Below are 22,323 nucleotides of genomic sequence, written 5' to 3'. Positions count from 1 at the left end.
CGCCGGTGTGCCTCAGAGCACCCGTGGCGGCGTGTTGCCGGCGGCCACGATCGCCCGCCGGATCGGCACCGCCAGCAGCAGCAGGAACCCGACCACGAAGAAGATCAGCAGGGAGACCAGGCCCACCCGGTAGGAGTTGGTGAGCTGGAACACCAGACCGAACGCGAGCGGCCCCAACCAACTGGTGCCCTTGTCGCTGATCTCGTAGAAGCCGTAGTACTCGCCCTCCTTGCCGGCGGGGATGAGCTGGCTGAACAGCGATCGGCTCAGCGCCTGGCTGCCGCCGAGGACCAGGCCGATGGCGGCACCGAGCACCATGAACGGCACCGGTGCCTCGGCCGGCAGCCGGAACGCGCCGAGGATCACCGCGGTCCACAGCACCAGGCTCAGCAGGATCGTCTTCCACGCGCCGATCCGCCCGGCCAGCCAGCCGAGGCCGAGCGCGCCCCCGAACGCCAGGAACTGCACCAGCAGGATCGTCACGATCAGGGTGCTCTGGTCCAGCCGCAGTTCCTCGGTGCCGTACTGGCTGGCCAGGGTGATGACGGTCTGGATGCCGTCGTTGTAGACCAGGAACGCCAGCAGGAAGAACAGCGTCAGCGGGTACGCCTTGATCTCCCGCAGGGTGCGGCCCAGTTGCCGGAACCCGTCGGTGAGCACGTTGCCGCCGGGACCGGCGGCCACCGCCGCGGCGGTGGGACGCTCGCGCAGCCAGCGCAGCGGCACCAGGGTGAACACCGCCCACCACACGCCCGCCGACACGATGGACCAGCGCGCCAGGTCGAGGGTGCGTTCCGGGGTGCCGTTGTCGAACGACTGCACCGCGACCAGGTTGAACGCCAACAGCAGGCCACCGCCGAGGTAGCCCAGCGCCCAGCCGCGACTGGAGATGCCGTCGCGTTCGTCCGGCCCGCCCAACTGCGGCAGGAACGAGTTGTAGACCACGATCGCCGCACCGAAGCTGATGTTGGCGATCATGAACAGGGCGCCGCCGAGGAGGTACCGGTCGCCGGTGACGAAGAGCATCCCGATGGTCGCGCCGGCGCCGGTGAACGCGGTGGCGGCCAGCAGCCGCTTCTTGTGCAGCGACCGGTCGGCGATCGCGCCGATCACCGGCAGCACGAAGACGGTCAGCAGCACCGACAGCGAGATCAGGTACGGGTAGTACGAGCCGGCGGCCACCTTGATGCCCAGCGGGTAGACGTACCCGCTGCAGTCGTCGGCGCCGAGTTCGCAGCCGGCGGCCATCTTGGCCACGCTGGTCAGGAACGGCCCGAGGAACACCGTGATGACGGTGGTCTGAAAGGCCGAGTTGGCCCAGTCGTAGATGTACCAGCCGGTGCGCTCGCGACGCGTACTGGCGGGTTGCGGGGTGTCGTCCTGCGCGGCAGGAGTCGCCGTCTCGGCCATGTGGGGTCCTTTGCCCGGGGTGTTCAGGCGGCCCAGTGGCCGCGGCTGCGGTAGACGTCGCGCAGCACGCCGACGTGGTCGGTCATGATGCCATCCACACCGAGATCAAGTAACTCGTGCATCTCGTCAGGTTCGTCGATCGTCCAGACGTGCACCTGCACGCCGAGTCGATGGGCGGTGCGCAGCAGGCGGCGGTCCACCACCGGGATCCGGCCGAAGCGCACCGGCACCTGGGCGGCCACCACCGACGGCGGTAGCCGCAGCGGCCGACCGGTCAGCGAGGACCAGCGCAGCCGGGCCACTCCGCGTACGCCGAGGCTGGTGGCGACCCGACCGTGGGTGAGGGCGCGCAGCCGGGTCAGCCGGGCGTCGCTGAACGAGGCCAGCAGCACCCGGTCACCGGCGCCGGCCCGCGCCACCGTGGACACGGTCGGTGCCACGCCCAGGTCGGACTTCACGTCGATGTTGAAGCGCACCTGCGGCCAGGCGTCGAGCACCTCGTCCAGGCGGGGCACGGCGGCGGCCCCGCCGACGCGTACCGTGGCCAGGTCGGCCCAGCGCAGCGCGGAGAGCCGGCCGCGCTGCCCGGTGAGCCGTTCGAGGGTGTGGTCGTGGAACACCACCGCGACGCCGTCGGCGGTGCCGTGCACGTCGGTCTCCACATACCGGTAGCCCAGCTCGACGGCGCGGGCGAAGGCGGCCGTGGTGTTCTCGTCGCCGTCGCCGGCACCGCCCCGGTGCGCGAAGGCCAGCGGCGTCGGGGCGTCGAGGTACGGGTGACCGGAGGGCACGCAGCGCAGTATGCCCGCCGCCGGTGGCCTGCGGACGACCGACCGGTGACCGACGGGTGCCCGTCGCCGGTGCCGGATTCCGGACAGTGATCATCCTAACGCGCTCCGCGACGGTCACCATGGGGCAGTGATGCCGTGGCAGCCGTTCCCACAGCCCGGGCCGCCGACGGCGCCCCGGTCGACGCTGACCGCGCACCCGGTCGATCCGCTGCCGCCCCGGGTCACCCCGCCGGACCAGTCGCCGCAGCCGCGCCGGACACCCGCCGGCGCCTGGTTGTTCGTGGCGGTGGCGGTGGCCGGCGGGAGCCGGTGGGGCGCCGGACTGGTCCGAGGGTGGGCCGCCGACCTACCCACCGCCGACGGGGTGCCGGGGCTGGCGGCGGAGCTGCTTCGCGTCCTGCTCTGGGCGGTGACCTGGCCCCGGTGGGAGCTGGCACCGGCGCAGCCTCCGATGGTCGGTTACTGGATCTCGGAGAACCTGCGCACGCTGCTGTTCGTCGCCGGCACGGTGTGGCTGCTGCGCTGGCTGGCGGACCGACCCGCGCCGTCTGCGGTCTACCGGATGTGCGCGGTCGTCGGCCTGGTCGGCGTGGCCACGGTGCTCGCCGCGTTCGGCGGGGCGCTCGTCGGCATGCTGCTCGTGCCCGACGATCTCGTGTTGTCCAGCGACCCGCAGCGGTGGATGAGCGTGACGGTCACCGACGCGCTGCAGGCCGGGCTGCTCTACGGCCCGCTGCTGGCGGTGGCCGCGACACGATCCGAGGCGCGTCCGCGCCGGGTGGACGGGGGTTGGCCGGGATGACCGCACGGACGGATCCGCTGGTGCCGGGGCAACGCCCGTCGCCGCCGCCGGTGCACAGTGAGGCGACCCGCTACCTGTGCGTGGCCGCGCACACCGACGAGCGGTTCGCCGAACGGGTGCTCGACGAGGTGCTCGGCGACGAGTTGCGGGCGGTGGCGCCCTCGGTGGGCTTCGACGTCTCGCCGGTGCTGCGGCACTGCCTGGTGGCCCGCCACCGGCGTCGTCGCCGGGACCTGCGGCTGTTGGTCTTCGGTGGCCTGGCGGTGCTGCTCGCCCCGCTGTGGACCCTGTTGGTGATCGGCGCGATGCGGGTCGGCACCTCCCTGACTCCGTTCCGCCCGACCCGGGAGCGGATGCTCGGTCCGCTGCTGGGCATGATCGTCGTCGCGCTGAGCGCCCTGGTGCTGCTGATCCAGTTCCACCTGGTCACCGTCGTGGAGTCCAGCCCGGCCGGGTGGCTGGTCGGGCGACCGTGGCTGGCGTTGCCGGCCGGGATCGCCGCGTTCCTGGCACTCGCGATCCATCTGCACGGCACCCGCTGGCTGCTGCTGACCCGGTTGCGGCGGGACCGGTTCCTGACGACGGCGCCCGACGAGGTGTCCCTGCCGTCCCGCTACGCCGACCGGCTGGCCGCCGTCGACGAGGCCCAGCACGGCAACGTCACCGTCTACGGCGGGTACGTGCCGTTCGTCGGGCACGGCACACCGGTGGCCGGGTGGTCGTTCGCGCTGCCGATCCGCCCGGCCGAGCACGTCACCGGGCTGAGCCGACCGGCGCCGGCGCCGTTCACCGTGCTGGAGCTGATCGACCACGTACGCGGGCGGCTGGCCTCGCTCGACGCCGGCCTGGGGGCGGACCGGCTGGCCGGGCTGACGCTGGAGGACCGGGTCTTCGTCGGCGGCCACCTGCTGACCGGGGACCACCGGTTGCTGCCGGACCAGGAACGGGCGCCGCGTCAGCGCTTCACCCCGGAGGAGATCCGCCAGGTGGCGGCGAACCCGCAGGGCGCGGCCCGGCACTACCTCTGCGCGCTGGTGCCGTCCTGGGGCGCGGAGGTGGTGGCGGGCACGTTCCTGCACTTCTCCACCGACGGGAAGCTGCTCTATCTGGAGTGCGCCCGCACGGTGCTGGAGCCGCCCCGGTGGGCGTACCACGAGGTGGACCGGCTGACCGACTGGATGTCGGCGCGGCAGTTGGTGCAGATGCTCGCGGTCGCCACCGACCGGCTGGTGCCGACCGCCGCCGGTGCCGCCGGCCGGTTGCTGACCGACCTGGGTCACGCGCTGCGGCACCGGGCGCGACAGGCGCGGCTGCGGCGGTTGGCCCGTGAGGACCTCGGGTACGACCACGGCGCCCGGGTCGGGGTGCGGGAGTTGGCGACCGGCACCGACTACCACAACTACTTCCAGGTGCTCGACGCGGCGAAGCACCTGAAGGTGGTGGAGCGGCACGTTCTCGCCGCGATCGTGGACTTCCTCGACGAGCGGGGCCTGGACACCGCCGAGTTCCGCAGCCGCCAGACGATGATCCTCAACCAGGGCATCGTCCAGACCGGCGGCCTCAGCGTGGTCGGCAACCAGGCGGTGGGGTCCGGTGCCCGGGCCGAGCAGCACGGCCAGCCGCCACCGGCCGGTGGCGGTGAGCGGCCACGGCCGGTGTGAGACACAGGGGAGAGGCGCATGTCGGAGACGTCGGCGAACTACGGCATCCAGCAGTCCGGCGGGGTCAGTCAGGTCGGTAACCAGGCCGTCGGCCCGGGTGCGTCGGCGGTCGGCGGCGCGCTCTGGGCCACCGCGCCCGGCGTGGACGTCCCGGCGCTGGTGACCCGGCTGGTGGAGGTGCTCGACCGGCACCGGGACGAGTTGGACGACCCGGCCCGCGCGGTCGCCACGGAGCTGCGGGCGCAGCTGGCCCGGCCGCATCCGGAACCGGCGCGGGTGACGGCGTTGCTGCAGCGCCTGGCGGCGCTGGCGACGCCGGTCGCGCCGGTGGCCTCGGCGGTCACCGAGGTGTTGCGCGCGATCCAGCAGGCCGGCTGATCCGGCCTCGCCACCCGCCGGACAGCGGCGCGCACCGGGCGGTGGCGGTCAGCCGGGGGCGGGGCGGCGTCGGTGGGAGCGGCTGGTGTCCACCGGGCGGCCCGGGTCGACGTGCCGGGGCCGGTCGGGTTCGTCCCGGCGCAGCGGCACGAGGGTGTCGGTGAGGGCGTCGATGATCCGGTCGGTGGCCAGGCGGGCGACGCCGGGCGTACCCGGACGCAGGTCGGTCAGGTCGACCGGGTCGCCGAAGTGCACCCGGACGGTGGGACGGCGGACCAGCGCGCGGGCGACGCCGCCGAGCAGACCCTTGGGCGCCTGGTACGGCAGCACCTCGTGCGAGCCCCACTGCGCCACCGGCACGACGGGCGCGCCGCAGGTCAGCGCGAGGCGGGCCGTGCCGGTCTTGCCGCGTTCGGGCCACAGGCCCGGGTCGAGGCCGATCCGTCCCTCGGGGTAGACCAGGATCGGCGCGCCTGCGGCGACCGCGGCGGCGGCGTCGTCCAGGGCCCGGTGGACGCCGGTGGTGCCCCGGTCGACCCGGATGTGCCCGGCGCGGCGCATGGCGGCGCCGATCACCGGGGCGCGGAACAGCCCCCCGGTGGCCATGATCCGGGGCGCCACCCGCCGGCTGCGGCAGGCGGCGGCGAGCACGATCGGGTCGAACGGGCTGAGGTGGTTGGCGGCCAGGATCAGCGGCCCGTCGCGCAGGTGCGCGGGGATGTCGCCGGTGACCTCCAGCCGGGCCAGCGCGCCGACCACGACGCGGGCGAGCAGCTGGGCGGTACGCCAGATCAGTGGCGGCTGCCAGGGGGAGTGGGCGTGGTCCACAGCCGGTGATGGTCGCACGGCGGGAGCCACCGGTGCCGGACAGGGGGGTCGCACGGCAGAGGTGATCAGGGTCATTGGTCCCGGGACGGTTCGGGTCGCCAGCCCCTACCTCACGTCGTACGACGGGCTGTAGTATTTACTACGTCTCGTAGTATCAGCAGCCCTGGGGGTCGCAGGTGGACGCGTTGGACGTCGCCCGCTGGCAGTTCGGTGTCACCACCGTCTACCACTTTCTCTTCGTACCGCTGACCATCGGACTCTCCGTCCTGGTCGCCATCCTGCAGACCCTCTGGCACCGCACCGGGGACGAGAAGTACCTCAAGCTCACCAAGTTCTACGGCAAGCTGTTCCTGATCAACTTCGCGATGGGCGTGGTCACCGGCATCGTGCAGGAGTTCCAGTTCGGCATGAACTGGAGCGACTACTCCCGCTTCGTCGGCGACATCTTCGGCGCCCCGCTCGCCATCGAGGCACTGGTCGCCTTCTTCCTCGAATCCACCTTCATCGGCCTGTGGATCTTCGGCTGGGACCGGCTGCCGAAACGCCTGCACCTGGCCAGCATCTGGGCCGCCGCGATCGGCACCAACCTGTCGGCGTACTTCATCCTCGCCGCCAACTCGTTCATGCAGAACCCGGTCGGCTACTGGATCAACCCGGAGACCGGACGCGCGGAGCTGACCGACTTCGTCGCCGTGCTCACCAACAAGGTCGCCCTGATCACCTTCCCGCACACCATCGCCGGTGCATTCCTGGTCGCCGGATCGCTGCTGGTGGCGGTCGCCCTGTGGCACCTGATCCGCCGCCCCGACAGCGAGGACACCCCGGCGTACCGGTTCGCGGCCCGCTTCGGCTCCTGGGTCACCCTGGTCGCCGCCGCCGTCGTGGTGATCACCGGCGACATCCAGGGCAAGATCATGACCGAGGTGCAGCCGATGAAGATGGCCGCCGCCGAGGGCCTCTACGACACCGAGAGCCCCGCCTCGTTCTCCGTGCTCACCATCGGCAGCCTCGACGGCAGCCGGGAACTGTTCGCCATCAAGATCCCGTACCTGCTGTCGTACCTGGGCACCGGCGACCCCAACGGCACCGTGCACGGCATCAACGACCTCCAGGCTCTCTACACCGCCCAGTACGGCCCCGGCAGCTACACGCCGATCATCCCGGTCACCTACTGGAGCTTCCGATTCATGATCGGCTTCGGGCTCGCCGCCGCCGCCATCGCGCTGCTCGTGCTCTGGTCGCAGCGCAGGGGGCGTACGCCGCGCGGCAGGTGGCTGCTCCGCGCCGGCCTGGTCATGCCGGTCCTGCCGCTGCTGGCCAACTCCTTCGGCTGGATCTTCACCGAGATGGGCCGCCAGCCCTGGATCGTCTTCGGCGAGATGCTCACCCGCGACGGCGTGTCCCGCAGCGTCTCCCTGGGTGAGGTGCTCACCAGCTTCGCCGCCTTCACGATCATCTACGCCGTCCTCGCCGTGGTCGAGGTGAAACTGCTGATCCGGTACGCGAAGGCCGGCGTCCCCGACGTCACGCCCGACCCGGAACCCGACGACACCGACGACGACGCGGACCGCCCGCTCGCGTTCGCCTACTGACCCGGAGCCCCACCGTGGAACTGACCACCATCTGGTTTCTCCTCGTCGCCGTGCTGTTCACCGGCTACTTCATCCTGGAGGGCTTCGACTTCGGCGTCGGCATGCTGCTACCCGTCCTGGGACGCGACGACCGCGAACGCCGGGTCATGATCAACACAATCGGGCCGGTCTGGGACGGCAACGAGGTCTGGCTGATCACCGCCGGTGGCGCGATGTTCGCTGCCTTCCCCGAGTGGTACGCCACCCTCTTCTCCGGTTTCTATCTGCCGCTGCTGCTCATCCTGCTGGCCCTGATCGCCCGGGGCGTCGCCTTCGAGTACCGCCACAAGCGCCCCGAGGCGTCCTGGAAGCGCCGCTGGGACAACGCCATCTTCTTCGGCTCGCTCATCCCGGCGATCCTGTGGGGCGTGGCCTTCGCCAACATCCTGCGCGGCGTACCCCTCGACGCCGACCACGAGTTCGTCGGCGAACTGGTCGACCTGCTGCACCCGTACGCGCTACTCGGCGGCGCGACCACCGCGGCGCTGTTCGCCACCCACGGCGCCGTCTTCATCGCCCTCAAGACCGTCGGCGACATCCGGGGCCGTGCCGCCACCCTCGCCGTACGCCTCGGCGTGGTCAGCGCCGTGCTGGCGGTCGCGTTCCTCACCTGGACCCTGACCATCCGCTCCAGCCCCACCGCCGTGGTGCTCGCCACCGGCGCCGCCCTGGCACTGCTCGGCGGTCTCGCCGCCGCCCGCGTCCGTCGTGAGGGCTGGGCCTTCACCGGCACCGCGCTGGCCATCGGCCTGGCCGTGGCGACCCTGTTCGCCGCCCTGTTCCCCATCGTGATGCCCTCCACGCTGGACCCGGCCGGCACGCTGACCGCCACCAACGCCGCCTCGACCCCCTACACGCTGAGGATCATGACCTGGGTGGCGGTGTTCTTCACCCCGATCGTGCTCGCCTACCAGGGCTGGACGTACTGGGTCTTCCGCAAGCGCATCGGCGTCAAGCACATCCCGCAGCACTGACCGGATCGGCCCGGGACCCCGCGTCCCGGGCCGATCCGGCACCATGACCTGATGCCACACCAGCACACCTACCGCACCACCGTCACCTGGACTGGCAACCTCGGCACCGGCACCAGCGGCTACCGCGCCTACCGACGCGACCACGACGTCACCGCCGACGGCCCGCCCCCGATCGCCGGCAGCTCCGACCCGACCTTCCGTGGCGACCGCACCCGGTGGAACCCCGAGCAGCTCCTGCTGGCCGCGCTGTCCCAGTGCCACATGCTGGCCTACCTGCACCTCTGCGCCGACAACGGCATCGTCGTCACCGACTACGTCGACACCGCAGCCGGCAGCATGACCACCGACAACGCCACGGGCAGCGGCCACTTCACCGAGGCCGTCCTGCGTCCCCGGGTCACCCTCGCCGACCCCGCCGACACCGACACCGCAACCGCACTGCACGACCACGCGCACCGGGTCTGTTTCATCGCCAACTCGGTGAACTTCCCGGTCCGGCACGAGCCGAGCACCGTCACCGCCTGACCCGGGCGAGCAGACACGTGGGGCCCGGGACGACCGCTGTCCCGGGCCCCACGTTCACCTGTGCCGGGTCAGCCCGCCTCGCGCAGTTCCGCCAGCCGGGCCTCGATCTCGGCCAGCTCGGCCCGCAGCTTCTCGGCCTGCCGCTCGGCCTCGGACCGCTCCGACGTCAGGATCTGCTCCACCGCCTCGTGCACACCGGGCACGTCGACCAGCGCCACCATCCGCAGCGCCTCTGCCGGCTTGAGCACGTACGGCTTGGCCAGCACCTTGCCGCCCTGTTGCGCGGCCACCGTCCACTCGCCCTCGGCGTACGCCAGGGTGACCGTCAATCCGGCCGGTCCCTTCGGCTTGGCCGCCTTGACCGGCCGCCGCGCAGCGGGCTTGGCCTCGACCGTCTCCACCTTCGGCTCCTCCTGTCGACCCGGCTCCTCGCGCCGGGGCTGCGGCACCCGGTCCAGCACGAACTCCGGCTCCGCCACCGGCGGCTCGACCGGCGCCGGCTCCACCTTCGGCTCGGCCGGTCGGCGGCCGGCACCCCGGGGCGCCACCGCCACGTCGGCGGGGGAGAAGGGCAACTCGTCGCGGCCGAAGCGCACCACCACGTACTCGTCGGACACCGCCGGGTCGGTCAGCTCGACCACCTGGCCGATCTGCCCGGCGATCTGACCGGCCGAGGCCGTGAACACCACCTTCGGCTTGCGTCCCGCGGCCAACGCCTCTCGGATGCCGCGCACCTCGTCATCGGACAAACCCTGGCCAGCGACACCCATCGCGCTCCCTCATCCGTCGTACACGTGTTCAGTCGCCTGCTTTGATACCAGTCCCCGGCGACAACCTGAAGATCAGCCCCCCAACGCCTTCAGCGCCCGGTCCGCGTGCTGGTTCATGTCCAGTTCACTGTGCACCACCTCGACGACACGTCGATCGGTGCCGATCACGAAGGTCATCCGTCGGGTGCTCAACGCGCCCAACGGCAGCCGCCGTCGTACCCCGAACCGGTCCGCCACCGCGCCGTCGGGGTCGGACAGCAGGGGAAAGTCGAAGTCGTTGCGGCGGGAGAACTCGGCCTGCCGCTGCACCGGGTCCCGGCTGATGCCCACCCGTTGCGCGCCCACCGCGGCGAACTCCGCCGCCAGGTCACGGAAGTGGCAGCTCTGCGCGGTGCAGCCGCGCGTCATCGCGGCCGGGTAGAAGAACAGCACCACCGGCCCGTCCGCCAGGAACTCCGACAGCCGTCGGAGGCGGCCGGTCTCGTCCGGCAGCGCGAAGTCCTCGACCAGTTCCCCGACACTCACACCCGCCATGTGCGCTCCTCACTCGACACCGTCGTCGGCGAGAGCGTATGCCACGCCCGATCACCGGCCGTGTCCTCGGCCACACCCGGCTACCGGCGCCGGTCAGCGCCCCGGTAACGTCGCCGACACCGGCTCGGGGCAGGGGAGACGATCAATGGCACCGGTCACCGTCATCACCGGCGGCGGTCGCGGCATCGGCGCGGCCACCGCCCGGCGGCTGGCCCGCGCGGGCCACCACCTCGCTCTCGGTTACCGTCGCGACCACGCCGCCGCCGACGCCGTCGTGACCGAGCTGCACGCCACCGGGGTACGTGCCGTCGCGGTGCCCGCCGACACCCGCGAGCCCGACCAGGTGGCCGCCCTGTTCGACGCCGCCGAGGCCCTCGGCCCACTCACCGGCCTGGTGAACAACGCCGGCGTCACCAGCCCGATCGGCCCCTTCACCGAGCTGCGCCTGGACGACCTGCGGGAGGTGGTCGACGTCAACCTGGTCGGCTACGTGCTCTGCGCACAGCAGGCCGCCCGGCGGATGGCGGCCGGCGGTGCGATCGTCAACATCTCCTCGGTCGCCGCCACCCTCGGCGGTCCCGGCGAGTACGTCCACTACGCCGCGGTCAAGGCCGGCACCGACGCGCTCACCGTCGGCCTGGCCAAGGAGTTGGCCCCCCGGGGCATCCGGGTCAACGCGGTGGCGCCGGGCATCATCCGCACCGACATCCACGCCCTCTCCGGGCAACCGGACCGGCCCGAGCGTGCCGCCGGCCGGATCCCGCTGGGTCGTCCCGGGGAGCCCGACGAGGTCGCCGCGGCCATCGCCTGGCTGCTCGGCCCGGACGCCTCCTACACCAGCGGCGCGGTGCTGCGCGTCGGCGGCGGTCTCTGACCTCTCCCGGTCCTCACCCCTGCTCTGGCGTGCGCGGACGCGCCCGTCGGGTGGGTTGACCACGTCCCGCCGCACCCCCTATCGTTCCAGTACGTCGAACGGCGTACGGCTCAGTCGAACATTCTGATGGGGGTGTCGTGGTCGAGACCGCTCTGGGCGTCATCGTCCCGCCGGCCAACCCGACCGTCGAGCCCGAACTGCGCCGCCTGCTGCCGCCACGGCTGCGCTACCACGTGGCCCGGCTCCCGGTCGTCGACGGTTCCCTCGCCGACCGGCTCGACCGGTACGCCGACCTGCTGCCGGAGACCGCCGCCACGCTGCGGGGACTGGACCTGCGGGCCACCTACGTCGCCTGCACCGGCTGCTACTACCGGCCCCGGCACGCCGACGCCGACCACGTCGACCGGACCGCCGGCGACCGGCTCGGCAGCCCGGTCGTCGGTGCCGCGAGCGCCGTGCGGCAGGTGCTCGACCGTCTCGCCGTACGGTCACTGACCCTGGTGTCGCCGTACCCGGACTGGCTCACCGCCCAGGCGGCGGCGTTCTGGCGGACGACCGGCCGCACGGTCACCGAGGTGGTGGCCGTGCCCGGCACGGGCGCCATCTACGACCTCTCCTCGACGACGGTCGGCGACACCGTGCACCGCGTGCTGGACACGCTCGGCGCGACCGCCGCCGACGGGCACGCGGTGCTGCTGACCGGCACCGGCGCGCCGAGCCTGGACGTACTCGACGACGTCGTGCCGCGCTCACCCGTGCCGGTGCTCTCCTCGAACCTGGCCGGTGCCTGGCAGTCGTTGCGGACCGCTGGGGCCGCGCACCTGGCGGCGCAGTCGCCGAGTCCGGCGCTGCGGCACCTGGCCGCCGTCCTGGACGGCACCGCCCCGACGCAGATCGCCGGCGGTCCCGCCGGCCGGAAGGAGTGAACGTGCCGCCAAGCCACTCGGTGCAGGCACCGGTCGTCGTCCTCGGCGGCGGACCGGTGGGCATGGTGACCGCCCTCGCGCTGGCCCGCTACGACATCGGTGTGGTCGTGCTGGAACAGGGCCACGACGAGGTGCGCTCGGAGTGGCGCGGCTCGACGGTGCACCCGCCGACGCTCGAACTGCTCGACGAGCTGGACCTGGCCGCGCCGGTGCTCGCCGAGGCCGTCCGGGTACGCCGGCTGGACTACCGCGACCTCGAACTGACCGAGTCCGCCCAGTTCTCCTACGACCTGCTGGAGGGCGAGACACGCTACCCGTTCCGGCTCCAGTACGAGCAGTACAAGCTGGTCCGGCAGTTGCGTCGGGCGGTCGCCGAGACACCGAACGTGGACCTGCGTTTCGGCCACGAGGTGGTCGGGCTGCGCCAGGACGACACCGGCGTCGAGCTGGAGGTGGCCGTCGACGGCGGGCGGCGTACCGTGTCGTGCCACTGGGCGGTGGCCGCCGACGGGGCGCACAGCATCGCCCGCAAGCTGCTCGACGTGCCGTTCCCCGGTTTCACGTACCCGTCGATGAGCCTGGTGGTGGCCACGCCGTTCCGGTTCGAGGACGCGGTGCCCGACCTGAGCGAGGTCGGCTACTGGTCCGGCCCGCGCGGCCGGTTCTCGCTGATCCGCACCCCGGACATCTGGCGCGCCGCGCTGTCGACGAACACCGGGGTCGACGACGAACCGCCGACCGGCACGCACCCGGACTTCCTGGCCGCCGTGGAGCTGCTGCTGGGCTCGCCGACCCCGCCGGACGGGTTGCTGCCGCTGCACCAGCACCAGATGTACCGCAGCCACCAACGGCTGGCCGACTCGTTCCGGATCGGTCGGGTCCTGCTGGCCGGCGACGCCGCCCACCTGAGCAGCACGACCGGGGGCATGGGCCTGAACTCCGGCATCCACGACGCGATGGCGGTGGCCGCCGCGCTGGCCGAGTCCGACCAGGAGACCGCGACCACCGCGTACGCGCAGCGACGCCGCTCGATCGCCGAGCGCTTCGTGCAGCCGACCACCACCGAGAACCGCACCTCGGCGGACGCGGCCGACCTGGCCGGGCGCCGGGAGCGGCTGGTCCGGCTGCGGGCGGTGGCCGACAACGCCGAGGAGGCCCGAGCGTATCTGCGGCGGGTCAGTATGCTCGGGATCCAGCACTAGGCGCCGCACGCCGGTGCCCGCCCGACGGCACGCACGAGAGGTCACTGTCGAATGGAGTCAGCGGTGCCGGTGAGTGAGCCGGCGGACGGCCACCGTTACACCGCGAGCGGCCTGGGTCGCGCGCTGGCCGTGATCGACCTGCTCGCCGAACGCAGCCCCGAGATGGTCGGGGTCTCCACCGTCGCGCGGGACCTGAGTCTGCCCAAGGCGGTGGCCCACCGCATCCTCAAGGAGCTCACGGCCAACCAGTTCGTCACCTTCGACGAGGAGACCCGGCGCTACCGCCTGGGACCGGGGGCGCTGGCCGCCGGTCTGGCCGCGCTGCGCGCCATCGACGTGCAGGCGACCACCAACCGGCACATGCGACGGCTGGTGGAGATCACCGGGGAGACGGCCACGCTGTCGATGCGGCAGGGCTGGGTGCGCGTCTACACCGACCAGGTGCTCTCGCCGCACGAGATCCGGATGTCGGTCACGCTCGGTTCCCGGCACTCGCTGGTCGCCGGCTCGTCGTCCAAGGCGATCCTGGCGGCGTTGCCCGACTCCGAGGTGTCCGAGTATCTGTCCACGCATGAGCTGGTGTCGATGACGTCGGCCACCATCACCTCCGTCGAGCAGCTCTGGGAGGACCTGCGGGCGGTACGCGGGCAGGGCTACGCGGTGAGCCGGGGTGAACGGCAGGCGGGTGCGGCGAGCGTGGCGGCGGCCATCCGGCTCGCCTCCGGCGAGGTCTACGGGTCGTTGTCGCTCTGCGGTCCCCAGGACCGTTTCTCCTCGCGCCTGCTGGCCGAGTACGGCGATCTGGTGGCCGACGCGGCCCGCCAGGTCAGCGCCGAGCTGGGTTACCAGTCCGCCCCGGAGCCGGCCGAGGCCGCGCCACCGGCCAAGCGTCGCAGTCCTCGCCGTCAGGTGGCCCGTGCCTCGGCCGACCAGCCCGACAGCAGCTCGGCCGAGGTCGTGGTCTCGCAGAAGTAGAACCCGAGGTTGCGGATCGCCGGCTCGGCCAGGTCCGGGCGGGTCCAGCCGACCATGTCCGTCGGCAGGGTGACGGCCAGGTCGGCCATGTACGCCTCGCGCACGGTCGAGTCGACGCAGACGTTGGCCGCCGTGCCGACCACCACCACGTGGTCGCGTTCGTGTGCCCGCAGCAGGTTGTGCAGGGGCGTGCCGACGAAGGCGCTGTAGCGCGTCTTCTCCAGGTGGCAGTCGCCGGGCGCGGGGCGTAGCCCGTCGGCCAGTTCGGCGCCCCAGGAGCCCGCCTCGCAGACGCTGAGCGGGCTGCGGCCCATCGCCTCGGCGCGGGCCCGGCGGGCCGGTGACACGAGCTGGTCGTGGGCGGCCTGCCGGACCCAGACGACGAGGCAGCCGGCGGTCCGCGCCGGGTCCAGGAATCCGGGCAGCCGGCGGGCCAGATCGGCGTTGACACCGACGTCGGCGCCGAGCGTCGCCATGGCCCCGGCGGGGGAGCAGAAGTCGTTCTGCATGTCGATGACCAGCACCGCGGTCCGCCACGGGGGGCACTTCATGAGGTTTTCTCCCAAATCAGGGGATTGATCCGGATCGATGATGCCGAGTCGGGTCCTACAGGCCATTGACCTTGCCGCCGAACATAGCTTACGTTCGCACCAACAGAACGGCGTACTGCACAAGCGAACAATCTCGCGATCAAACGCGGGCCGGTCGGTGACAGGGGTAGCCCATGAGTGCGATCAAAGTGGAGGGCGTCAGCAAGGTCTTCGCCGGCGCCGGCGGGCAGTCGATGCTCGCCCTGAGCGACGTCTCGCTCGACATCGCCGACGGCGAGTTCGTCGTGCTGCTCGGGCCCTCCGGGTGCGGCAAGACCACCCTGCTGCGCATCATCGGTCAGTTGGAGAGCCCGACCGTCGGCCGGGTGAGCCTCGACCACGGCACGCGGTCCGACGGCGACCGCCCCCTGGGCTTCGTCTTCCAGGAGGCCACCCTGATGCCCTGGCGGACCGCCGCCGCCAACGTGGCCCTGCCGCTGGAGATGGCCGGCGTCGGCCGCCGGGAACGCACCGCGCGGGTCCGCGAGATGCTCGAACTCGTCGGCCTGCCGGAGGCCGAGGGAAAGCACCCGCACCAGTTGTCGGGCGGCATGCGCCAGCGGGTCTCCATCGCCCGCGCGTTGGCACACGACCCGCAGGTGCTGCTCATGGACGAGCCGTTCGGCGCGCTCGACGCGCAGACCCGCGACATGATGAACTCCGAGCTGCAGCGCATCTGGCTGGAGAACCGCAAGACGGTCGTCTTCGTGACGCACTCCGTCTCCGAGGCGGTGTTCCTCGCCGACCGCATCGTGATGCTGGGGACCAAGCCCGGCCACATCCACTCCATCACCGAGGTGACGCTGCCCCGGCCGCGCACCATCGACATGACCGAGACCGCCGAGTTCCGCCATCTCGCCGCCGAGCTGCGTCGACAGATCGGCGCGGTGCAGGACCCCGACAACCGATCCGCCGTCTCGGCCTGACCGCATACCGAGGTGCCGCACAGTGACTGCCACTCAAGAGCGCCAGCCGGCGCCGACACCCTCCGCCGAAGAGTTGCTGAAGCCACCACCGCCGACCTGGAAAGAGCGGCTGCGCAACAACCGGTGGCTGTCCTTCTACACCAGCCCCCTGCTGATCGCGCTGTTCCTCGTGGCGTGGAAGATCTACGTCGAGGTCACCGACCTGTCCCGCTTCGTGCTGCCGCCGCCGGAGGCGGTGTTCAAGGCGTTCAGCGAGCAGATCGTCGACCCGTTCGTCTGGCGGACCCACATCTGGACGACCTTCTACGAGGTCATGATGGGTCTGGCGCTGGCGATCGTGCTGGGCGTCGGGCTCGGCCTGATGATCGGCAAGTCGCCGCTGTTCGACCGGATCGTCCGGCCGTTCATCGTCGCCACCCAGGTCGTGCCGAAGGTCGCGCTGGTGCCGCTGTTCATCCTCTGGCTCGGCTTCGGCCCCTCCTCCAAGGTGGTCATCGCCGCGCTGCTGGCCTTCTTCCCGCTGCTGATCAACACCTCGTTCGGTGTCCGGTCGGTGCCGGGCTCCATGCACGACCTGATGACGACGCTCAAGGCGTCGCGGTGGACACGGTTCTGGAAGGCCGACCTGCCGTACACGATGCCCTTCATCCTGGCCGGCATGGAGCTGGCGGTCGTCCAGGCGACCATCGGCGCGATCGTCGGCGAGTACCTCGGCGGTGACAAGGGCCTCGGCCGGTACGCGGTCAACCTGCAGAACAACCTCCAGGTCGACAAGCTGTTCGGCGCGATCCTGATCATGGCCCTGTTCGGCTTCACCCTCTACAGCATCGTCACCGGCGCCCGCCGGTTGCTGATCCCCTGGCACGAGTCCGTGCAGCCGCGCCGCCGCCCCTGACCGGCGGCCCGGCCCTCACCTGACGACACCCCACACGACCCGGTCGGCGCCGCGACGCGGCACTGGCGGACCTCTCCTTGCCCGAATCCGTCACCCATCCGTACCTTCCTCGCCCCGGGAGTCCTCCGTGACACATAACCCCTCCTTCGGCGCGCCGGTCTCCCGGCGCTCGCTCCTGCGGTTCGGCGCCTCCGCCGGGCTGCTGCTGCCCACCGCCGGCGGCATGACCCTGATGCTCAGCGGCTGCGGCGGCGACGACAACCAGGTCAACGCCGACGGCAGCCTGAACGGCTCGTACATGACCGCCTCCGGCCTGACGTTGAGCTTCGTGGAGACGATGGTCGCCAAGGAGCGCGGCTACTTCGCCGAGCACGGCCTCAACCTGGACATCAAGGGCGGGCAGGGCACCGCCACCGCCATCCAGGCCGTCCTCGGCGGCTCGGCCGACATGACCCGCGCCAACGGCATCAACGCGATCATCGCGGTGGCCAACGAGGACGCGCCGTTCGTCAGCATCGCCAGCGTCCGGCAGAAGTCGCAGTTCGAGGTGGTGTCCCTGCCCGACGACCCGATCCGCAGCCCGGCCCAGCTCGCCGGACGCACCTGCGGCATCGTCTCCACCGGCGGCGCCACCGAGAACCTGCTCGACGTCATGCTGATCAACGCGGGCATCGACCCCGGGTCGGTGCAGCGTCCGGTCACCGGTGTCGGCACCGCCGCGTACGAGTTGGCGCGCCGGGGCGAGGTGGACGCCTGGATCTGCGTCAACACCGACCGGGCCACCATCCAGAAGGAGATCGGCGAGGTCGTCTTCTTCAGCACCGACGAGCACGCGCCGATGCCCTCGGACTCGTACAACACCAGCCTCAAGATGGTCGAGTCGGACAGCGACATGCCGGTGCGGTTCCTGGCCGGTGTACTCAAGGCCATCGACTACGCCAGCAAGGAGGAGAACTGGGAGCAGGTCATCAACGACCTGCGCACGTACAACCCGGAGGCGGACGCCGCCCAGGCCCGCGCCGAGCTGCCCCTGCTGGTGGAGAGCTGGCAGGCCGCCGGCCCGGAGAACACCCTGCAGATGGACCCGCAGACCTGGCTCACCGGCCAGGAGAGCCTGGTCAAGGCCAAGCTGGTCAACTCCGCCGCGCCGATCGAGAAGCTCATCTACCCGGACTACCTCGCCCGCGCGAGGGAGTTGTGACGGCCGACCCGGCCGCCGTCGGTGGCGCCGCCGCGGTCCTCGCGGCGGCGGCCGCCAGCGGCGTACGCCGGCTCTGGTTCAACAGCGGCTCCGAGCTGACCTCCTTTCAGGAGGCCGGCGCGCAGGCACGCCAGAAGGGCGAGCCGACCCCGGAGATCATCACCTGTCCGCACGAGCACGTCGCGCTGACCGCGGCGATGGGCGAGACCATGGTCTCCGGTGGACCCAGCATGACGGCCGCCCACGCCGACCTCGGTCTGCTGCACCACGGCGGCGCGATCCACAACGCCATGTGGGGCGACCACCCCATCATGATCATGTCGGGGTATCCGCCGACCCGCGCGGAATCGCGTACCTCGCCGGTGTTCTGGAAGCAGCAGCGCTGGGACCAGGGCGCGATCGTGCGCCAGTACGTCAAGTGGGACTACAAGCTCTCCGCCCTCGACGACGCCGCCCTGGTCGTGGCGCGTGGCCTGCAGGTCGCGCTGGCACCCCGACGCGGGCCGGTCTATCTGGCGATGCCGGAGGAGGTGGGACGCCACCCGGTGCCCGTCGGCGACCGGGTGCCCAGCGCCCAGGCGCTCGGCGTGCCGACCCTGGGTCCCGGCGACCCCGGCGTGGTCAGCGAGGTGGCCCGCCGCCTGCGGACCGCCCGCCGCCCGGTGGTGGTCACCGACCGGGTCGGCGAGAACCCCCGCGCGGTACGGCTGCTCGCCGAACTGGCCGACACCCTGGGCGTGGAGGTGCGCGCCTCCCGCTACCGGGTCAACCTGCCCGACGACAACCCGTGGCACACCAGCGCGCCGCTGGACCAGTTCGACGTCGTCGTCGTGCTGGACCACCCGGTGCCGTGGATGCCCGCACTGGAACAGCCCGCCGAGGACGCGTGGATCGGCTGGGTGGGACCCGACCCGATCGAGAGCCGGGTCCCGCTGTACGAGTTGCGGGCCGACGCCCGCACGACCGCCGACCCGGCGGCGTTCCTCGCCGCGGTGCTCGGCGAGGTCGGCTCGGGCGACGCCGACACGGTGCGGCAGCGCCGCGGGCGCCCCCCGGGCGTCGGCACGAAGCGGCACACCGCCGGCAGGGGAGCGGCCGGCGGTGTGCCCACCCCCTCGTTGATCGCGGCGGCACTGGACGCCCACCTGCACCCCGACGACCTGCTCACCTGGGAGGTCTTCGACACCACGGCGGTGCGCCGCACGAAGCCGGGCACCCTGTTCGAGAAGGGCGGCTCCAGCCTCGGCTGGTCGGTGGCCGCGGCCACCGGCGCCAGCATCGCCGCCGGTGGCGCGCACGCCGTCGCGGTCACCGGGGACGGCTCCTACCTGTTCGGCTCGCCGGACTCGTGCCTGTGGTTGCAGCAGCAGCACGACGCCCCGATCGTCACCGTCGTGGTCAACAACGGCGGGTACCGCACCGGCACCACCACGCTGGCCGCGCACTACCCGGACGGTCTGGCCGTCGCCGAACCCACGGTCCTCGGCGGTCACCTCACCCCGTCGCCGGACTTCGCCGCGCACGCCCGCGCGCAGGGCTGCTACGGCGAGCGGGTGGTGCGCGCGGCCGATCTGACCGCCGCCCTGGACCGGGCCCGTGCCGCCGTGCAGCGCGACCGGGTACCGGCCGTGCTGGACGTCTGGGTGCCCGAACACCTCACCGGGTCGATGGACCCGGATCGCCGGGCGCGCACCCCGGCCGCTGACGAAGGGACCAGTGATGGCTGAGGTCGTCTCCCCGATCGACGCCCGGGTCCTGGCCCGGGTGGCGCCCGCCTCGCCGGACGAGGTGCACGCCGCGGTCCGCGCGGCGCGGGCCGCGCAACCGGCCTGGGCCCGGCGCACCGGCAGCGAACGCGGCCGGATCCTGCACGCCGTCGCCGACCTCATCGAGGCCGCCGTCGAGGAACTGGCCGAGATCGAGACCCGCAACACCGGCAAGATCCTCAGTGACACGCGGCGGGAGGTACGCCGGGCGGCCGGCAGCTTCCGCTACTACGCCGGCTGGGCCGAGCAGGTACGCGGGGAGACCATCCCGGTCGGCGTCGAGTACCACACGTACACGGTGCCGGAGCCGCACGGCGTGGTCGCCGGGGTCATCCCGTGGAACGTGCCGTTCTTCTTCGCCGCCAAGAAGATCGCCCCGGCGCTGGCGTTCGGCAACGCCTGCCTGCTCAAGCCGGCCGAGGAGACCCCGCTGACCGCCCTGCGGCTGGCCGGGCTGCTGACCGAGGCCGGCGTACCCGAGGATCTGGTGTCGGTGTTGCCGGGCGGCCGGGAGACCGGCGCGGCGCTGGTGTCGCATCCGGACGTGGACCTGATCGTGTTCACCGGGCACCACGACACCGGTAAGGCGATCGCCCGCGCGGCGGCGGAGCACCTGACCCCGGTCGCCCTGGAGCTGGGCGGCAAGTCGCCGCAGGTGGTCTTCGGCGACGCCGACCTGGACCGGGCGGTCGACGCGGTGGTGCTGGGCGTCTTCGCCTCCTGCGGCCAGATGTGCATCGCCGGTTCCCGGCTGGTGGTGCACGAGTCGGTCTACGACGAGGTCCTCGACCGGATCGCGGAGCGGGTACGCGGACTGCGCGTCGGTGACCCGTTCGACGGCGACACCGACCTGGGTCCGCAGATCACCTCGGCGCAGCGGGACAAGACGGTGCAGTTCATCGCCGAGACCCGTGCCGCCGGACGGCTGGTGGCGCAGGCCGCCCTGCCCGACGACGAGCGGCTGCGCGACGGCTTCTACGTGCCGCCGACGGTGTTCGACCGGTTGGACGCGCAGGCGCGGCTGCTGCGCGAGGAGGTCTTCGGCCCGGTCCTGGCGGTGTCGTCGTTCCGTGACGACGCCGAGGCGCTGCGGTTGGCCGACGACACCGACTTCGGTCTGGCCGCCGGGGTGTGGACCGCCGACATCGCCCGGGCGCACCGGTTCGCCGGGCAGGTCCGCGCCGGCACGGTCTGGATCAACACGTACCGGGTGCTGTCGGACCTGGTGCCCTTCGGCGGGGTGGGCCTGTCCGGGTACGGGCGGGAGAACGGCACCGAGGCGGCCCGGCTGTACCTGCGGCCGAAGTCGGTGTGGACCTCGCTGACGGCCGGCACACCGCAGGGGTACGGCCTGGGTGGCGCGGGTGCCGCAGGCTGACCGCCCGCCCGACGCGGCGACCGAGGAGGTGGGTCGCGGCGGGCTCGCGTTGCTGCGGGACCGCCGCTTCGGCCCGTACTTCTTCGGGTCGCTGGCGTCCAACACCGGCACCTGGTTCCAGAACGTCGCGGCGATCCTGACCATCTTCGCGTTGACCCGCTCCGCCTTCATGGTGGGGCTGGTCACCGCGTTGCAGTTCGCGATGCAGTTGGTCCTGGCGCCGGTGATCGGGGCGGTGGCCGACCGGGTCGACCGGCGGCTGCTGATCATCGTCGGGCAGACGCTGGGCGGGACCGCCGCCGGGGTGCTCGCGGTGCTGGCGTTCCTGGACCTCCTCAACGCCCCGCTGCTGTTGACGTTCGTGGCGCTGTCCGGGGTGGGGCAGGCGATCACCGGGCCGGCGGCCCAGGCGCTGGTGCCCAACATCGTCGGACGTGCCGACGTCCCGCAGGCCATCGCGTTGCACTCGCTCACCTTCAACCTGTCCCGGGCGATCGGCCCGGTGGCCGGGGCGGCCACGTACGCGCTGGCCGGTGCCGGTGCCGCGTTCGCCGTCAACGCCGCCAGTTTCCTGGTGTTCGCGCTGGCGCTGGCCGGCGTACGGCTGCCCCGGGCGCAGCCCGGGACCGGCAAGCGCCGGCTGGGCGTGTTCGACGGGGTGGCCTACGTCCGTTCCCGGCCGGAACTGGTGCGCTGCCTGGTGGCGGTGGCCCTGATCGGGTTGGCGATGGAGCCGATCAACACGCTGTCACCGCTGTTCGCCGAGGGCTTCGGCGGCGGTGAGCTGATGGTGGGCATCTTCATCACCTGTTTCGGGCTCGGTTCGGCGTTGATCGCCGGCTGGGTGGGCCGGTTGCGGCGGGTGATGGGCAGTGGCCGTACCGGTGCGGTCGGGGTGGCCGCCCTGGGCGTCGGGATGGCGGTGCTGGCGGTCAGTCCGGGGCCGGTGATGGCCACGGTGGGCATCGCCGTGGGCGGCGCCGGTTACCTGCTGGCGGTCAGCGACGTCAACGCCACCATGCAGCACGGCCTGGCCGACGAGGTGCGGGGCCGGGTGATGGCGCTGTGGTCGATGTGTTTCCTGGGCATCCGTCCGGCGGCGGCGATCCTGCACGGCTGGCTGGGCGACGCGTTCTCCGCGCGTACCGGCGCGGTCGTGGCGGTGGTGGCCGCCGTGGCCGCCGCGGTGGTGCTGCGCGCCCGACGGGCGCTGCGCGCCGCCGGGGGGTGAGGGGCGTGCGTTGACCCCACACCTGACAACAAACTATTCTGCTGAGCGAAACACC

General features: G+C 72.2%; 22 protein-coding genes. 16 read left to right on the top strand and 6 right to left on the bottom strand.

Going from position 1 to position 22,323, the window contains the following annotated elements:
• Positions 1 to 12: 12 nt before the first annotated feature.
• Together ABZ738_RS14945 and ABZ738_RS14940 are read right to left on the bottom strand one after the other, a co-directional pair.
• Entirely contained in the window at positions 13 to 1,410 is a 1,398-nt protein-coding gene (locus ABZ738_RS14945; RefSeq protein WP_176094130.1) for an MFS transporter, read from the bottom strand.
• A 23-nt stretch (positions 1,411 to 1,433) separates the two neighbouring features.
• A complete protein-coding gene (locus ABZ738_RS14940) occupies positions 1,434 to 2,201 on the bottom strand; it encodes a glycerophosphodiester phosphodiesterase (RefSeq protein ID WP_176094131.1) in 768 nt (255 codons plus the stop codon).
• Positions 2,202 to 2,331: 130 nt separating this feature from the next.
• On the opposite strand from ABZ738_RS14940, the gene ABZ738_RS14935 reads away from it, so the two are divergent.
• Genes ABZ738_RS14935 through ABZ738_RS14925 form a run of 3 tightly spaced genes read left to right on the top strand, consistent with a single transcriptional unit; the run spans position 2,332 to position 5,042 of the window.
• Positions 2,332 to 3,003 (top strand): hypothetical protein, encoded by a 672-nt coding sequence (locus ABZ738_RS14935; protein ID WP_357213519.1) that lies wholly within the window; start codon positions 2,332 to 2,334, stop codon positions 3,001 to 3,003.
• Positions 3,000 to 4,664: a hypothetical protein gene (locus tag ABZ738_RS14930; protein WP_357213516.1), complete on the top strand. Its 1,665-nt coding sequence runs from the start codon at positions 3,000 to 3,002 to the stop codon at positions 4,662 to 4,664. The genes ABZ738_RS14935 and ABZ738_RS14930 overlap by 4 nt, the downstream gene beginning before the upstream one ends.
• Positions 4,665 to 4,682: 18 nt before the next feature.
• Complete coding sequence (locus tag ABZ738_RS14925) at positions 4,683 to 5,042, top strand: hypothetical protein (RefSeq protein WP_131052273.1); 360 nt, start codon at positions 4,683 to 4,685, stop codon at positions 5,040 to 5,042.
• Between the two features lie 48 nt (positions 5,043 to 5,090).
• On the opposite strand, the gene ABZ738_RS14920 is transcribed toward ABZ738_RS14925, so the two are convergent.
• Positions 5,091 to 5,870, bottom strand: a complete 780-nt coding sequence (locus ABZ738_RS14920; protein WP_357213513.1) for a lysophospholipid acyltransferase family protein — start codon at positions 5,868 to 5,870, stop codon at positions 5,091 to 5,093.
• Positions 5,871 to 6,046: 176 nt separating this feature from the next.
• On the opposite strand from ABZ738_RS14920, the gene ABZ738_RS14915 reads away from it, so the two are divergent.
• The 3 genes from ABZ738_RS14915 to ABZ738_RS14905 are packed head-to-tail and all read left to right on the top strand — an operon-like array spanning position 6,047 to position 9,000.
• A complete protein-coding gene (locus tag ABZ738_RS14915) occupies positions 6,047 to 7,462 on the top strand; it encodes a cytochrome ubiquinol oxidase subunit I (protein WP_131052275.1) in 1,416 nt (471 codons plus the stop codon).
• 14 nt (positions 7,463 to 7,476) lie between these two features.
• Positions 7,477 to 8,475: a cytochrome d ubiquinol oxidase subunit II gene (gene cydB, locus ABZ738_RS14910; RefSeq protein ID WP_357213510.1), complete on the top strand. Its 999-nt coding sequence runs from the start codon at positions 7,477 to 7,479 to the stop codon at positions 8,473 to 8,475.
• A 51-nt stretch (positions 8,476 to 8,526) separates the two neighbouring features.
• Positions 8,527 to 9,000: an OsmC family protein gene (locus tag ABZ738_RS14905; RefSeq protein WP_357213507.1), complete on the top strand. Its 474-nt coding sequence runs from the start codon at positions 8,527 to 8,529 to the stop codon at positions 8,998 to 9,000.
• A gap of 68 nt (positions 9,001 to 9,068) precedes the next feature.
• Here the strand turns inward: ABZ738_RS14905 and ABZ738_RS14900 are convergent, their stop codons facing one another.
• Both ABZ738_RS14900 and ABZ738_RS14895 read right to left on the bottom strand, forming a co-directional pair.
• Positions 9,069 to 9,770 carry a hypothetical protein gene (locus ABZ738_RS14900; protein ID WP_357213504.1) on the bottom strand — a complete coding sequence of 234 codons (702 nt, stop codon included), beginning with the start codon at positions 9,768 to 9,770 and terminating at the stop codon, positions 9,069 to 9,071.
• Between the two features lie 72 nt (positions 9,771 to 9,842).
• Complete coding sequence (locus ABZ738_RS14895) at positions 9,843 to 10,304, bottom strand: peroxiredoxin (RefSeq protein WP_131052279.1); 462 nt, start codon at positions 10,302 to 10,304, stop codon at positions 9,843 to 9,845.
• Positions 10,305 to 10,449: 145 nt separating this feature from the next.
• On the opposite strand from ABZ738_RS14895, the gene ABZ738_RS14890 reads away from it, so the two are divergent.
• The 4 genes from ABZ738_RS14890 to ABZ738_RS14875 all read left to right on the top strand — a co-directional run bounded on the left by ABZ738_RS14890 (position 10,450) and on the right by ABZ738_RS14875 (position 14,281).
• Complete coding sequence (locus ABZ738_RS14890; protein WP_176094139.1) at positions 10,450 to 11,178, top strand: SDR family oxidoreductase; 729 nt, start codon at positions 10,450 to 10,452, stop codon at positions 11,176 to 11,178.
• Between the two features lie 137 nt (positions 11,179 to 11,315).
• On the top strand, positions 11,316 to 12,104 hold the full coding sequence (locus ABZ738_RS14885; protein ID WP_357213500.1) for a hypothetical protein: 789 nt from the start codon (positions 11,316 to 11,318) through the stop codon (positions 12,102 to 12,104).
• A 2-nt stretch (positions 12,105 to 12,106) separates the two neighbouring features.
• Positions 12,107 to 13,306, top strand: coding sequence for an NAD(P)/FAD-dependent oxidoreductase (locus ABZ738_RS14880; protein WP_176094141.1), 1,200 nt, complete (start codon positions 12,107 to 12,109; stop codon positions 13,304 to 13,306).
• A 63-nt stretch (positions 13,307 to 13,369) separates the two neighbouring features.
• A complete protein-coding gene (locus ABZ738_RS14875) occupies positions 13,370 to 14,281 on the top strand; it encodes an IclR family transcriptional regulator (protein WP_357213497.1) in 912 nt (303 codons plus the stop codon).
• Here the strand turns inward: ABZ738_RS14875 and ABZ738_RS14870 are convergent.
• Positions 14,212 to 14,832 carry an isochorismatase family cysteine hydrolase gene (locus tag ABZ738_RS14870; protein ID WP_357213494.1) on the bottom strand — a complete coding sequence of 207 codons (621 nt, stop codon included), beginning with the start codon at positions 14,830 to 14,832 and terminating at the stop codon, positions 14,212 to 14,214. The genes ABZ738_RS14875 and ABZ738_RS14870 overlap by 70 nt on opposite strands.
• A gap of 173 nt (positions 14,833 to 15,005) precedes the next feature.
• On the opposite strand from ABZ738_RS14870, the gene ABZ738_RS14865 reads away from it, so the two are divergent.
• The 6 genes from ABZ738_RS14865 (at position 15,006) to ABZ738_RS14840 (ending at position 22,268) form a co-directional block, all read left to right on the top strand.
• Entirely contained in the window at positions 15,006 to 15,797 is a 792-nt protein-coding gene (locus tag ABZ738_RS14865) for an ABC transporter ATP-binding protein (protein ID WP_176094142.1), read from the top strand.
• A gap of 22 nt (positions 15,798 to 15,819) precedes the next feature.
• Entirely contained in the window at positions 15,820 to 16,692 is an 873-nt protein-coding gene (locus tag ABZ738_RS14860; RefSeq protein WP_176094143.1) for an ABC transporter permease, read from the top strand.
• 127 nt (positions 16,693 to 16,819) lie between these two features.
• Entirely contained in the window at positions 16,820 to 17,893 is a 1,074-nt protein-coding gene (locus ABZ738_RS14855) for an ABC transporter substrate-binding protein (protein WP_131052287.1), read from the top strand.
• Positions 17,890 to 19,620 (top strand): thiamine pyrophosphate-dependent enzyme, encoded by a 1,731-nt coding sequence (locus ABZ738_RS14850; RefSeq protein WP_131052288.1) that lies wholly within the window; start codon positions 17,890 to 17,892, stop codon positions 19,618 to 19,620. The genes ABZ738_RS14855 and ABZ738_RS14850 overlap by 4 nt, the downstream gene beginning before the upstream one ends.
• Positions 19,613 to 21,037, top strand: coding sequence for an aldehyde dehydrogenase family protein (locus ABZ738_RS14845; RefSeq protein WP_357213489.1), 1,425 nt, complete (start codon positions 19,613 to 19,615; stop codon positions 21,035 to 21,037). The genes ABZ738_RS14850 and ABZ738_RS14845 overlap by 8 nt, the downstream gene beginning before the upstream one ends.
• A complete protein-coding gene (locus ABZ738_RS14840; RefSeq protein ID WP_357213486.1) occupies positions 21,024 to 22,268 on the top strand; it encodes an MFS transporter in 1,245 nt (414 codons plus the stop codon). The genes ABZ738_RS14845 and ABZ738_RS14840 overlap by 14 nt, the downstream gene beginning before the upstream one ends.
• Positions 22,269 to 22,323: the final 55 nt, after the last annotated feature.

The sequence above is a fragment of the Micromonospora sp. NPDC047793 genome (assembly GCF_040642635.1).
Lineage (GTDB): Bacteria > Actinomycetota > Actinomycetes > Mycobacteriales > Micromonosporaceae > Micromonospora.
Note: the sequence above shows the minus strand (reverse complement) of the source record. Positions and strands in the feature narration are given on the sequence as shown.

Bases quoted from the DNA above. Each gene is read 5' to 3' on its own strand.
- ABZ738_RS14945 (WP_176094130.1), bottom strand. From the start codon at position 1,410: ATGGCCGAGACGGCGACTCCTGCCGCGCAGGACGACACCCCGCAACCC.
- ABZ738_RS14935 (WP_357213519.1), top strand. From the start codon at position 2,332: ATGCCGTGGCAGCCGTTCCCACAGCCCGGGCCGCCGACGGCGCCCCGG.
- ABZ738_RS14890 (WP_176094139.1), top strand. From the start codon at position 10,450: ATGGCACCGGTCACCGTCATCACCGGCGGCGGTCGCGGCATCGGCGCG.
- ABZ738_RS14925 (WP_131052273.1), top strand. From the start codon at position 4,683: ATGTCGGAGACGTCGGCGAACTACGGCATCCAGCAGTCCGGCGGGGTC.
- ABZ738_RS14905 (WP_357213507.1), top strand. From the start codon at position 8,527: ATGCCACACCAGCACACCTACCGCACCACCGTCACCTGGACTGGCAAC.
- ABZ738_RS14930 (WP_357213516.1), top strand. From the start codon at position 3,000: ATGACCGCACGGACGGATCCGCTGGTGCCGGGGCAACGCCCGTCGCCG.
- ABZ738_RS14865 (WP_176094142.1), top strand. From the start codon at position 15,006: ATGAGTGCGATCAAAGTGGAGGGCGTCAGCAAGGTCTTCGCCGGCGCC.
- ABZ738_RS14895 (WP_131052279.1), bottom strand. From the start codon at position 10,304: ATGGCGGGTGTGAGTGTCGGGGAACTGGTCGAGGACTTCGCGCTGCCG.
- ABZ738_RS14870 (WP_357213494.1), bottom strand. From the start codon at position 14,832: ATGAAGTGCCCCCCGTGGCGGACCGCGGTGCTGGTCATCGACATGCAG.
- ABZ738_RS14845 (WP_357213489.1), top strand. From the start codon at position 19,613: ATGGCTGAGGTCGTCTCCCCGATCGACGCCCGGGTCCTGGCCCGGGTG.
- ABZ738_RS14900 (WP_357213504.1), bottom strand. From the start codon at position 9,770: ATGGGTGTCGCTGGCCAGGGTTTGTCCGATGACGAGGTGCGCGGCATC.